The following is a 13,444-nucleotide window of genomic DNA, read 5'->3' as shown; positions in this document are numbered from 1 at the left end:
TAAATCTTGATTATTACGAATATTTCGTACATTTACGATATAAACATAATTTTATGAAATATACATTATCATTTCTACTAGCTGTCATGACACAGTTATCATTTGCACAAGAAAGTGCCCCAGCTATTGCCAAGGTTCACTACGAATTCAAACATGTAAACGATAGCACCCAACTGGATCAATTTATACGAGACGAAACTGTTACCTACCTCAATCAACAAGGAAGCTATTATACTTCCTACTCGACCAAGCGTATGCAGGAAGAGGTCAAGAGACAAATGGAGGGCCCTGGCTTCGACGGTACACTAACCATTACTAAGCGCTCTACGCCATCAAGTTCTTCCTATTTATTAGACGCCAATCAAAACAAAATGACCGAAGTGATTAGTGTTGCCAGCGACAATTTTGCCATTCCACAGTCCTACCCCACACAAGATTGGGAAATGCTGAGCGATCAGAAAGAGATTGGTGGATACCATTGTCAGAACGCAAAAACAACATTTAAAGGCCGAACCTATATCGCCTGGTTTACAACCGAACTGCCGTTTCCCTATGGTCCCTGGAAACTCCATGGTCTTCCCGGTCTAATCCTGGATGCCCGAGACACAAAAAATGAAGTAATTTTTGCTTACGCTGGATTCGACAAAATTGAGGATGGCAAAACCTCGGTCGCTCTGCCGCAGAATGTCATCACAACCACTGCAGAAGAAGTAAAAAAAATTCAGGAAGCCTTTAAAGCCAATCCGCAAGCCTACCTGCAAGCGCAGTCGGGAAAAAACAGAACCATCAGTGTAGGTTCATCAGGAAACATGGCCGTGGTTAAATCCAGTTCCGGCTCTGGAGGGGGCTCCCCGGTTGGTGCTTTGGATCCGTCAAAAATAAAGAGTTTCAATATTTCAAAAGACGATAAATACAAACCTTCAAAAGTTACCAATAATCCGATAGAGCTGACGCCTTAATGAAAGTATTTCTATGTTTATTAATAGTCGTATTGCTTGGGCAGAGCATCTTTGCCCAGCAAACGATTAGTGGAACAGTCCAAGTGGATAAAACATTTCGTACTGTACCCTACGCCAGTGTTAATATCCTCTCAGGAAATAAAATTATTGCCTTTAAACCGACGGATAAAGAGGGTCGCTTTGCCGTTACCTTAACGAAGGACTACACAAACATCTACCTGCAGATCAACCACCTAACCTATGAGAAATTTGAACGTAAACTTGGTTCTCAGACCTCAAATCTCCGGATTATACTCCTTCCAAAAAACAATCTATTGCAAGATGTCGTTGTAAAAAGCAAGCCAAAGGTCACCCGTTCCAATGATACCATCTCCTACGATGTTGGCTCTTTTGCCAAAGAAGAAGACCGAAATATCGGTGATGTCATCAAGCGCCTTCCTGGCATGGAAGTGACTGAATCGGGTCTTATTAAATACCAGGACAAAACCGTTTCTAAACTTTACATCGACGGGGACGACCTATTGGAAAATCGCTATGGAATCGGTACACGGACTATCCCACACAAAATGGTGAAGGACATTCAGGTGCTCGACAACCATGAACATTATAAGGTTCTCAAAAATAAAAGATTTACAGACGACGTTGCTATTAACCTGGTTATTAAAGACGAAGCGAAGTTAAAACTCACGGGACAGGCTAAAATCGCTGCCGGTCCCCCTAGTCTGTACGATCCCGAACTGAATTCCATCTTATTCAACAAAAAAGTAAAGATGCTCAATGTCCTCAGCGGGAATAATACCGGTAAAGATCTTTCTGGGGATATCATCGGCGGCAATCAGTCATCTTTATTGGCCAAATTTGGCAGCTCGGCAATCAATAATCTTCTGGCGACCAGTACAACAGGCAGTCCCAACATACCTAAAAATAATTATTATTTCAACAATACAGGCTTACTCAATACCAATAACTTATATAATCTCAAAAATGGCTGGCAATTAAAATCCAATATTCAGGTATTATACGATACCGACAAGCAAAATAATGCTTCCAGTACACAATACCTGCTCGATGAGGGTGATGTTTATTTTAATGAACAAAATCACCTAAAAACAGCGCGGTGGCTTGGCGCGGCCAGGCTTTCGGCATCCACCAATACGGAACAGAAATATGCGAGCAATAGCTTATCACTTGAGTATGAAAAAAAAGATATAACAGCATTGCTAACAAACTCTTCGGGCCAAATCGACCAATTCCAAAAACACCACATTAAGGGATTCAGTAACTTGTTCAGTTATATCCCGCAACTTAAAAATAACGACATCATTGCTATTAACTGGTCTCTAAATTATGGCAGCAAGCCACAGTCTTTACAGATCTATCCCGGTGTTTTTCCTGAAATACTCAACGATAGCATTCCCTATAAAAGTAGTCTTCAGCAAATTGATGTACCCTCATTTTTTACAGAGATCAGTACAGGTTATCGCTTCAATAAAGGTAGAATAAAGCAGTACTATCAAATTGGATTCAATACAGATCGTCAACATTTCAACTCTTTACTAACCATAGCGGACAATGACCAAGGTAGTCGGCCACTCGGCGAAAGGATGCATAATGATCTGCATTGGAACAGAACCCAGACATTCATTACACCACAATATTCCTGGAAAAACAATAGGTTTGAAACCCAGCTGGATATTCCGGTCACCTACCTATTTACGCATTATGAAGATGAAAGCCAGCAGCTGACGAATTCCAAAAATTCATTGCTAATCAATCCCAATCTAAAAGCGCGATGGCAAATTTCTCAGGAGGATTATCTTCAATTTAGCTATCAATATAGCCAAGACATTGGCAACATTGAAGACATATACCGCGGAGCAGTATTACGTAATTATAGAATGCTGAGCCAAAATAATGCGGCGCTAAATGAATCTCAAAAGCATTCATTTAATCTGAATTACAATCTCGCACGTACCCTAAAAGTATTATTTGCACATGCTGGTATCAGCTATTCAAGATCACTTTCCAACACGATATTATCTTCCGTTATAAAAAATAACATCACCGAAAATATCCTGGTCAATATGGATAACCTGCAGGAGCGATGGTCTTCACAGATCGGGTTTGATAAATACATTTTCCCCCTGGCAAGTACCCTCAAACTAAAAGGAAGCATTTCTTACTTCAAATACAATCAATTGTTAAACAATGCCCTAGTCCCTATTCGAAGTATAAGCTATCAATTTCAGCCTAGTATAGAAGCTAAAGTCTTTCAATCTTATCACATTTCCTATTCAGGACTATTCAATTGGAGCTGGAGTAAACAACAAGGGCTGGGCAATGTGATCCAAAATAAAACCACCACAATGATGCATAATATAGGCTTCCCGGTTAACCCCTTCCAAAACGGCTTCATGCGTGTGAACATCCGCAATCTCGCTACTTTCCAAACAGACATGAAGAATGCAAGTTACACCTTCATAGACTTTTTTGCGCGCTATAAGGTCAACAAATGGAAAATGGACTTCGAATTGGAAATGAATAATTTGGCCAATATCAAAAACTATCGCACCTATATGATGACCGCCAATATGATTTCTCAACATGAATTTGAACTTCGCGGGAGAACAGTTTTACTCCGTACAGTTTTTAACCTATAAGGCTTCAGACCATATCGGAAAGAAACAATTGCGATGGGCTATTGTTGGCCTATTAATGTAACTATAGACCAATCTCTTCCAATCGAAATCCACTATTTTAGTTAATTCATCAATGATGAACATAAGTAGTGGTTTCTTCAAACCCAAGAGGCAGACCGGTTAATAAAAAAAGCAGAAAAAGAAGCCTGAGCAAAAAAATCACTCAGGCTTCTTTTTTTTATATTGTGCAAAGATAATTCCACTATAAGGCGAAATATACCTTCAAAAAACTTTAAAACCGTTTTCTATTGCATATCGAATAGATGTTTTTCAGCATGGTAGGATGAACGTACCAATGGTCCAGACTCCACATACTTGAATCCCATTTCCAAACCTATTTTCTGATATTTCTCAAACTGCGCCGGTGTGATCCACTCAATAACTGGATGGTGAGCTTTTGTAGGCTGTAAATATTGACCCAAAGTCAAGATATGTACACCCACATCATATAGATCTTGCATGGCTTCGATCACATCTTCTTCTGTTTCACCTAAACCAAGCATAATGCCTGATTTTGTACGGAGACCCGCTTCAGAAATTCTGCGCAGACATTCCAATGAACGATCATATTTCGCTTGAACACGAACCTCTCTTGTCAGACGGCGAACCGTTTCCAAGTTGTGTGAAACAACCTCGGGGCGAACTGCGATCACGCGGTCTAAATTATCCCATTGTCCTTTAAAATCCGGCAGAAGTGTTTCCAATGTCGTTTCAGGGCTTTCTCTGCGGATAGCGTTGATGGTCTCGGCCCAAATAATTGAACCACCATCCTTTAGATCGTCGCGATCTACCGAAGTAATCACACAATGTTTAACCTGCATCAACTTAACCGAATTCGCCACCCGATTTGGTTCATCCAAATCTACCGCTAGCGGACGGCCAGTTGCTACCGCACAAAACGAACAAGAACGTGTACAGATATTCCCCAAAATCATGAAGGTTGCCGTTCCAGCCCCCCAACATTCGCCCATATTCGGACAATTTCCACTCTCACAAATTGTATGTAATTTATGCTCGTCTACAAGACTTCTGACATGTCTATATTCTTTACCAACAGGCAATTTGACACGCAACCAATCAGGCTTGCGCTGTGCAGGAGTTGCCGGAATAACTGGAAGTTCAATCATACAACAAAGTTAAGGATTAAAAATGTAATTTCTAACCGTCAATTTGTTGGTTTTATATCATAAAAAATGACCGATTGTATGCGGTAATGCAATAATGAAACAAAAATTAAGATATTTGTGTTGGTTATCATTAATCTAACAACAAAACTATGCGACTGAGCCAATCTTTATCCATATTGTTACTTGGGGGTGCCTCCATCTTTGCTGCACAGGCCCAAACCAACTTTGACATTATACCCAAACCTTCGAAAATCATATTGGCTACAGGGACATACACCATTCCTGCGCATGTCCCGGTCATTGTTTCAGATGAGTTTCAGGAAGCGGCCCAGCTACTTACGGAACATCCTGCCATTAAAAGTTTAACTGTCGAAGTACTCAAGAAAAATAAAAAAGCACCAAAAGAAGGTTTCCGAATTATCAAAGCAGTCGATGCAGACAATCTCAGCAAAAATGCCTATTCCATCCAGATTGATGAAAAAGGCCTGCTGCTCAGGGCTTGGAATGTGCCTCAAATTATCAATGGGATTTATACCCTCATTCAATTAGGCTACCTACAAGCTGACCCAGGTAAAATAGCCTTTGCGACAATTATTGATGAACCTCGATTTACCTACCGTGGTCTACACCTCGATGTATCGCGCCATTTTATGCCCTTATCCTTTGTAAAAAAGTATATCGACATCATGGCCATCTATAAGTTCAATAACTTTCATTGGCATTTAACCGACGGCGCTGGATGGCGGCTTGAAATCAAAAAATATCCTGAATTGACGCAAAAAGCCGCCTGGCGTACCCATACAAGCTGGAAAGATTGGTGGAATAATGGTCGCCAGTATGTAGACAAAGGTACACCTAATGCCAGCGGTGGTTTCTATACGCAGGAAGAGGCTCGCGAATTGGTCGATTATGCCGCCAGAAAAGGAATCAATGTCATCCCTGAGATTGAAATGCCAGGACATTCTGAAGAAGTATTGGCCGTCTATCCGGAACTCTCTTGTTCAGGAAAACCTTATAGTCAAGGCGAATTCTGTATCGGAAATGAAAAAACCTTTGAGTTCTTAAAAAATGTCTTGGATGAAGTCCTTACGATATTCCCTTCTCCGTACATCCATATCGGCGGTGATGAAGCCGAGAAAAAGCATTGGGAAACCTGCCCAAAAGATCAGGCACTCATGCAAAAAGAAGAATTAAAATCTGTCGATGAACTGCAAAGTTATGCGATCAAGCAAATGGACGTATACTTGCAATCCAAAGGGAGGAAACTGATCGGTTGGGACGAAATTCTGGAAGGCGGCCTCACTGAAGGGGCGACGGTCATGAGCTGGCGCGGTGAAGATGGCGGCATAAAGGCTGCTAATGCCGGTCACGATGTCATCATGACTCCAGTGTCACACCTCTATTTTGATTCTTATCAGACAGACCCTCGTACACAGCCTGAAGCCATCGGCGGCTATCTGACTCTGGATAAGGTCTATTCCTATGATCCAATTCCATCAGCCATACAAGGAGATAAAGCCAAGCATATTCTCGGTGCGCAGGCCAATATATGGACAGAATATGTCCCTACCACCGAACATCTCGAATATATGGTATTTCCACGGGCGCTAGCATTGGCTGAGGTCAACTGGACCAACAAAGATGCGAAGAACTGGACAGACTTTCAGCGACGACTACAATCTCATTACAAGCTATTACAGGATCTGAACGTTAACTATTATCGTCCTTCCTATAATGTCGCTTATACGGCAACATACAATCCAGCAAAAAACAACAATAAAATCACGTTAACAACAGAACAACTTAAAACAGATCAGATTCGATATACGATAGATGGCAGTGAGCCTACCATCCAGTCAACACCGTATACGGGGCCATTTGAATTGAGCTCAACAGGACATATCAATGCCGCTTATTTTCAAGATTCGATCAAAATAGGCCCTACGCTATCCTTTGCTATTGATATCCACCGCGCCATTGGAAAAAAGGTAACCTACAATTCACCATGGTCGGGGTATCCGGCACAAAAAGATTCGACCTTAACAAACGGAATCATGGGCGGGCTCTCCTATCATGATGGGCAATGGCAAGGATTCACGAGCCCTATTGATGTTGTTGTCGATATGGAGAGAAGAGAAGAAATACATTTGGTAGCCATGAATTTCATGCAGCTTATTGGACCTGGTGTGTATATGCCCGGAGAAATGGAAGTGCTGCTTTCGGATAATGGCCGTACTTTTAGATCCGTCGGAACGATTAAAAATGACATCTCCGATAAAGAATCAAAATTGACTTTTAAAAGGTTTGAACTTAAGCTGGACAAAGCACAGCAAGCGCGTTATATCAAAATCAAAGCGAGCAACCCTAAAAAGGGCTTCCTATTTACGGACGAAATAATCGTCTATTAATAAAATCGAACACCCTTATCCAATACGAGTTGGAGAACATTTTACTTATGTTTTTCAACTCGTTTTTGCATTTTAAGGCGCACCTTTCCAACAAACCAAATGTTTTTTTTAAATATTCTTAAAATAAATACTTAATTTTCAAATTTTAAAATGTAACTTTGCACTCCGACAAAGCAGTCGGAATGACCCTTCCCCATGAGCTATTTTTGATTGTCTTTGCTCAGATTTACAATAGGAAATTTAATTTTTTGAACTAGATATAATGCCAAGAAACACTTCCATTAAGTCGGTTTTAATCATCGGATCAGGTCCCATCGTTATCGGTCAAGCTTGTGAATTTGATTATTCTGGATCTCAAGCATCCCTTTCATTGAAAGAAGAAGGTATTGAAGTATCCATCATCAACTCAAACCCTGCAACAATCATGACGGATAAAGTTGTTGCGGACAATGTCTACTTACTTCCATTAACCTGCGAAAGTATTGAAGAGATTTTGCAAAAACACAACATTGACGCTGTACTTCCTACCATGGGTGGACAGACCGCTTTGAACTTATGTATCGAAGCTTCCAACCTAGGTCTTTGGGAAAAATACAACGTAAAAGTTATCGGTGTTGATGTTGCTGCCATTGAAAAAACTGAAAACCGTGAAGAATTCCGTCAATTAATGGTTGATATTGGCGTGGGCGTTGCAACATCCAAAATTGCAAACTCATTCCTAGAAGGTAAAGAAGCTGCACAAGAAATTGGCTATCCGCTTGTTATTCGCCCTTCGTATACCCTTGCTGGTACTGGTGGCGGATTTGTTCACAGAAAAGAAGATTTTGATGCAGCCTTAAATAGAGGTTTACATGCTTCACCAACACATGAAGTTTTGGTTGAACAAGCTGTATTGGGTTGGAAAGAATTTGAGCTCGAACTGCTTCGTGATACCAACGACAATGTCATCATCATCTGTACCATTGAAAACTTCGATCCAATGGGTATTCACACTGGAGACTCGATCACGGTTGCTCCGGGCATGACATTATCAGACAAATGTTACCAAGATATGCGTAATCAGGCTATTCTGATGATGCGTTCCATTGGCACATTTGCCGGTGGTTGTAATGTTCAGTTCTCTGTAAATCCAGAAAACGAAGAAATCATTGCCATCGAAATCAATCCACGTGTATCACGCTCTTCCGCTTTGGCATCCAAAGCAACAGGTTATCCAATTGCAAAGATTGCAGCTAAATTAGCAATCGGTTACAACTTGGATGAATTGCAAAATCAGATCACAAAAACAACATCTGCATATTTTGAACCAACGTTAGACTATGTGATCGTAAAGATCCCGCGTTTCAATTTCGATAAATTCAAAGGAGCAAACAAGGAATTAGGTCTACAGATGAAAGCGGTAGGTGAAGTTATGGCAATCGGCCGTACATTTATCGAAGCTTTACAAAAAGCCTGTCAATCCTTGGAGACTGGCCGCGCTGGTTTAGGTGCCGACGGTCGTCAATGGAGAAACTTAGACGAGATCATGGATAGTCTGGAGCATCCAAGTGGTGACCGCTTGTTCCATATTAAAGATGCTTTCGAATTAGGTGTTCCTTTGGAATCTATCCGTAAAGCAACCCGTATAGACAAATGGTTCCTTGTACAGATCCAAGAGCTGGTACACCTTGAACAAGAATTGCGTCGTTACCAATTGAATAATATTCCACGCGATTTCTTCATGACCTTAAAACAAAAAGGTTATTCAGATGTACAAATAGCTTGGTTATTGGGCAATGTAACAGAAGATCAAGTATATGACCGTCGTAAGGAACTAGGCATCAACCGCGTTTACAAAATGGTAGATACTTGTGCCGCAGAATTCCCTGCACAAACACCATACTACTATTCGACTTTCGAAGAAGAGAACGAATCCATCTCTTCAGATAGAAAGAAAATCATCGTTTTAGGTTCCGGTCCAAACCGTATCGGTCAAGGTATCGAGTTCGATTACTCGTGTGTACACGGCTTATTGGCGGCTAAAGAATGTGGTTACGAAGCGATTATGGTTAACTGTAACCCAGAGACTGTTTCGACAGACTTCAATATGGCTGACAAATTATACTTCGAGCCCGTATTCTGGGAACACGTACGTGAGATCATTGAATTAGAAAAACCAGAAGGTGTTATCGTACAGCTGGGTGGACAAACAGCGCTTAAAATGGCTGAACGTCTAGAGCAGTTAGGTGTAAAAATTATCGGTACTTCGTTCGAAAACATGGACTTGGCAGAAGATCGTGGCCGTTTCTCCGATCTTTTAAAAGAATTGGAAATTCCATATCCAAGATACGGTGTCGCGACATCGGCAGAAGAAGCATTACAAGTAGCAAACGAAGTGGGATACCCAGTATTGGTCCGTCCTTCTTACGTGTTGGGTGGACAAGGAATGAGCATCGTTATCAACGACGAAGACTTAGAAAAAGCGGTTGTCAACTTGTTGAAAAACCTTCCTGGAAACCATATTCTGATCGATCACTTCCTGGATCGTGCCGAAGAAGCTGAATCAGATTCAATCTGTGATGGTGAAGAGGTACACATCATTGGTATGATGGAACACATCGAACCTGCAGGTATCCACTCTGGTGACTCATCGGCGGTATTGCCTCCATTTGGCTTGTCACAAGCTGTTCAGGACAAAATGGAAGAATACTCGATCAAATTAGCAAAAGCGTTAAATGTCCGTGGTCTCCTAAACATCCAGTTTGCTGTCAAAGGTGAAAATGTATATGTTATCGAGGCTAACCCACGTGCATCCCGCACAGTTCCTTTCATCGCAAAAGCTTATGATGTTCCATACATCAATATTGCTACTAAAGTCATGTTGGGCGCTAATAAATTAAAAGACTTCACAATCGAACGTAAGCTGAAAGGATTTGCAATTAAAGAACCGGTATTCTCTTTCAACAAATTCCCGGAGGTGGACAAACAATTAGGTCCTGAAATGAAATCAACTGGTGAAGCAATTCGCTTTATTAAAGATCTTCAAGATCCATATTTCAGAGAATTGTACAATAAAAAATCAATGTTTTTGAATGCCCAATAAGGCATATTAATCAACTAAAAAAGGCTTGCGATTGCAAGCCTTTTTTAGTTGATATCTTTTACACAACGAAACCCAACATTATTGGTGGGGCTGTTGACTTCGCCCTTTCCCCTACTTCCGGCTTTATACCTTTCACAATATTGATCATTGCAAAGAAATGATCCACCGCGCTGAACGCGTTTCTCCAGATTTGGTTCCTGCGGATCATAAGAATCTTGTGGTCCTTTGGGGTTAGCAATTGTACTATGCTGATAATAATCGGGTCTATATAAATCAGCGCACCATTCCCACACATTTCCTTCCATGTCATATAGCCCTAGCGCATTTGCCTGAAATGATTTAACGGGTGCTGTTCCTTCGAATCCATCTTCTTTAGAATCCTGAATAGGAAATTGTCCCTGGTAGATATTTGCTATCCATTGTCCATGAGGTTTCAAATCTTTGCCCCAGTAATATAGATCGTCGTTTGCATCGTTCCGTGCTCTTGCTGCATACTCCCATTCTGCTTCCGTAGGTAATCGTTTGCCTGCCCATTTCGCGTAAGCTGCAGCATCCTCATAGGCAACCTGGACAACCGGATGATTCATTTTGTTTTTTATCGAGCTATTGGGTCCTTCTGGATGCTGCCAATTTGCACCAGGAACGTATTCCCACCACATCAGATAATTATTTAATGAATTCAGTTCTTTGGGCTTGGAGAATACGGCTGACCCCGCGACCAACATTTTGGGATCAACTTCCGGAAAATCCTGAGGATCCAGTTCCCTTTCCGCCACTGTCACATAACCTGTTTCCTTTACGAACGCTGCAAACTGCGCATTTGTCACCTCGTGCTCATCCATATAAAATGAATGTAATTCAACCCGATGTAATGGCTTACTATCTTCAAAATTCGAACTCCCCATTAGAAATGTTCCGCCCTCGACCAATATCATCTTGTCAGCGGTATTTCTATTTAACTTATTGATTTGGGATTTAATTATGCCCGCCCGCGTTGGTATATTTTCCCCAACACAACAAGAAAGTGTATCATTTGCGGAAAACAACGATAAACAGGTCATTAGGGTTAGATTGAATAACATAATTAAAGATAAACATAAAAGGGGAACATTAAAAAGTTCCCCTTTTATTAATTACTAACATACCGAGCTATACACCCAATTGTATATTTTCTTTTTTTGCAGTTCTTGAACGAATAGGTGTATTACCACCACCTTTCAGCGTAATGTCGACAGGATTGTTATCTTTCCACGCTCCTTTCGTAAAATCCGGTATATCAACGGTCTTGCAGTTCTTCGCTACAGATTCAAAGCTCAATGGTACGACACAGCTCCACGAAGCAGCATCATAGACATCTTGATCCAGCGGTAATCCATTACGCAAACAGTCAATCAGACGCCAATCCATCATAAAATCCATTCCACCATGTCCACCCACCTGTTTTGCCTGCTCTCCAATATACTTCACCAATTCGGGCGTATATTTATCATACAGCTCTTTTAACTTTTGCTCTGAAATGAATTCATGGCCAAATGCTATATTTTCTGTCGGGTATTTTTGAGCAAAACCTTTCGTACCGCTCAGTGTATGTAATCTGGAGTAAGGTCTAGGAGAAGTAACATCATGCTGCAGCATAATCGTTTTTCCTTTTGCGGTACGGATAAGTGTTGTATTCATATTTCCGCGGTAGTTCTTTCCGACAAATTCCTGAAAAAAAGAATCCTTGGTGGCTAATTCTTTTGCCTTTTCACCCATCATGAAATCATTCGAAGACATGGCGACAAGATGATTCATTTTATCCCCTCTATTGATATTCAGGCATTGCGCTACAGGTCCGAGTCCATGCGTAGGATATAAGTTCCCATTCAGTTTTATATTCTCTCTCAAGCGCCACATGTTATCATAACCATTCTTTGCAAAATTCAGATCCAGCAAATCATGGATATAAGCACCCTCGGCATGGATAAGTTCACCAAGCAAGTCTTGACGTACCATGTTCAACGTGAGCATTTCGAAGAAATCATAACAGCAGTTTTCCAACATCATACAATGTTTCTTAGTCGCTTCCGAAGTCTTTACTACCTCCCAACAATCTTTTATCGTCAATGCGATTGGCACTTCACAAGCCACGTGATTACCCGCTTTCATTGCAGCAATGCTCATAGGAGTATGATAGTCCCAAGGAGTACAAATGTAGACGAGGTCAAGCTTTTCCTCTTTTAACAACGATTTCCATCCATCTTCGCCAGAATAAGCTCTGGGAGCCTTCAAACCTTTTGATGTGACGATCTTTGTTGCACGTTCGACCCGGTCTAGATGCTTGTCGCAAAGTGCGACAATTTCGCAACCTTCAATATAAGACAGTCGTTCAACAGCTCCAGGTCCACGCATACCAAGTCCAATTACTGCTACCCTGACCTTATCAATTTTAGGAGCTGCATAACCGCACATATTAAACGACTCTCCTGATCCATTGGCATTCACCAAGGTAGGAAGTGAAACAGCCAGTGTTGACAAAATTCCGGCCTTTTTTAGAAAATCTCTTCTAGAATCCATAATTTAAAGTTCATATAAAATTAAAGGGACCAATTGGTCCCTTTAAAAAAATCACCTATTTTAAAACAAACTAAACAGTCAATAGAAAAATCCATTTTGGGGTGGATTTTATTCGGTTCTATTTAAAGAACTTAATCTCTGTGACAATAATAGGGCACTTTTTTCGAAATAAAAAATGAAATATGAAAGCAATCGTTTGCTCAATTTACACAAACGATTGCTTAATTTGTTATATTTATTGCTTTCTGCTATTGGCCATGACGAATTATTTCGCCATAAAATCTGTATTCCCAAATTACGATTATAGCCATGTTGTCCCTTGAAGCTAGATTGTCTAGATGGATACTATGCTGATATACCTCACAGAAGAGCGAGTTCCTGTCGATGAAAAATGTTGCTTACCGTTATGGCGATCATGAAACTATATTCCGGAACGAATAAACTATTTACATCTTTTAACCGGATACAGTTATAGAAGATTCGTGTAGCAACTACTGGAAATACGAATGATAGCACATAGAAAGTGGACCGTCACTGAGGACAGTGCCGGTTGCGGAACATGACCGATGGACCAGCCGCATCTATGGCCACTGAGGTAGTTAAACGAAAGAAG

7 protein-coding genes are annotated in these 13,444 nt (G+C 40.9%); 4 read left to right on the top strand and 3 right to left on the bottom strand.

Annotated elements, in window-relative coordinates:
• The first annotated feature begins 53 nt into the window (after positions 1-53).
• Both B3139_RS01600 and B3139_RS01595 read left to right on the top strand, forming a co-directional pair.
• Entirely contained in the window at positions 54-959 is a 906-nt protein-coding gene (locus B3139_RS01600; protein WP_293879479.1) for a GLPGLI family protein, read from the top strand.
• Positions 959-3,619 carry an outer membrane beta-barrel protein gene (locus B3139_RS01595; RefSeq protein WP_293879478.1) on the top strand — a complete coding sequence of 887 codons (2,661 nt, stop codon included), beginning with the start codon at positions 959-961 and terminating at the stop codon, positions 3,617-3,619. The genes B3139_RS01600 and B3139_RS01595 overlap by 1 nt, the downstream gene beginning before the upstream one ends.
• Positions 3,620-3,903: 284 nt before the next feature.
• Here B3139_RS01595 and lipA read toward each other — a convergent pair whose 3' ends face one another.
• On the bottom strand, positions 3,904-4,785 hold the full coding sequence (gene lipA / locus B3139_RS01590; RefSeq protein WP_293879477.1) for a lipoyl synthase: 882 nt from the start codon (positions 4,783-4,785) through the stop codon (positions 3,904-3,906).
• 149 nt (positions 4,786-4,934) lie between these two features.
• Here lipA and B3139_RS01585 point away from each other — a divergent pair, with 149 nt between their 5' ends.
• A complete protein-coding gene (locus tag B3139_RS01585; protein ID WP_293879476.1) occupies positions 4,935-7,193 on the top strand; it encodes a beta-N-acetylhexosaminidase in 2,259 nt (752 codons plus the stop codon).
• Positions 7,194-7,455: 262 nt separating this feature from the next.
• Positions 7,456-10,275 (top strand): carbamoyl-phosphate synthase large subunit, encoded by a 2,820-nt coding sequence (carB, locus tag B3139_RS01580; protein ID WP_209578755.1) that lies wholly within the window; start codon positions 7,456-7,458, stop codon positions 10,273-10,275.
• 44 nt (positions 10,276-10,319) lie between these two features.
• Here carB and B3139_RS01575 read toward each other — a convergent pair whose 3' ends face one another.
• Positions 10,320-11,357 carry a formylglycine-generating enzyme family protein gene (locus B3139_RS01575; RefSeq protein WP_293879475.1) on the bottom strand — a complete coding sequence of 346 codons (1,038 nt, stop codon included), beginning with the start codon at positions 11,355-11,357 and terminating at the stop codon, positions 10,320-10,322.
• A 67-nt stretch (positions 11,358-11,424) separates the two neighbouring features.
• Complete coding sequence (locus B3139_RS01570; protein ID WP_293879474.1) at positions 11,425-12,831, bottom strand: Gfo/Idh/MocA family protein; 1,407 nt, start codon at positions 12,829-12,831, stop codon at positions 11,425-11,427.
• Positions 12,832-13,444 lie beyond the last annotated feature (613 nt).

The organism is Sphingobacterium sp. UBA1498, assembly GCF_002325125.1.
Taxonomy (GTDB): domain Bacteria; phylum Bacteroidota; class Bacteroidia; order Sphingobacteriales; family Sphingobacteriaceae; genus Sphingobacterium.
This window is presented reverse-complemented; position numbering and strand designations above follow the sequence as displayed.

Coding starts and splice junctions, on each gene's coding strand:
- B3139_RS01600 (WP_293879479.1), top strand. CDS start 54: ATGAAATATACATTATCATTTCTACTAGCTGTCATGACACAGTTATCA.
- B3139_RS01595 (WP_293879478.1), top strand. CDS start 959: ATGAAAGTATTTCTATGTTTATTAATAGTCGTATTGCTTGGGCAGAGC.
- B3139_RS01570 (WP_293879474.1), bottom strand. CDS start 12,831: ATGGATTCTAGAAGAGATTTTCTAAAAAAGGCCGGAATTTTGTCAACA.
- carB (WP_209578755.1), top strand. CDS start 7,456: ATGCCAAGAAACACTTCCATTAAGTCGGTTTTAATCATCGGATCAGGT.
- lipA (WP_293879477.1), bottom strand. CDS start 4,785: ATGATTGAACTTCCAGTTATTCCGGCAACTCCTGCACAGCGCAAGCCT.
- B3139_RS01585 (WP_293879476.1), top strand. CDS start 4,935: ATGCGACTGAGCCAATCTTTATCCATATTGTTACTTGGGGGTGCCTCC.
- B3139_RS01575 (WP_293879475.1), bottom strand. CDS start 11,357: ATGTTATTCAATCTAACCCTAATGACCTGTTTATCGTTGTTTTCCGCA.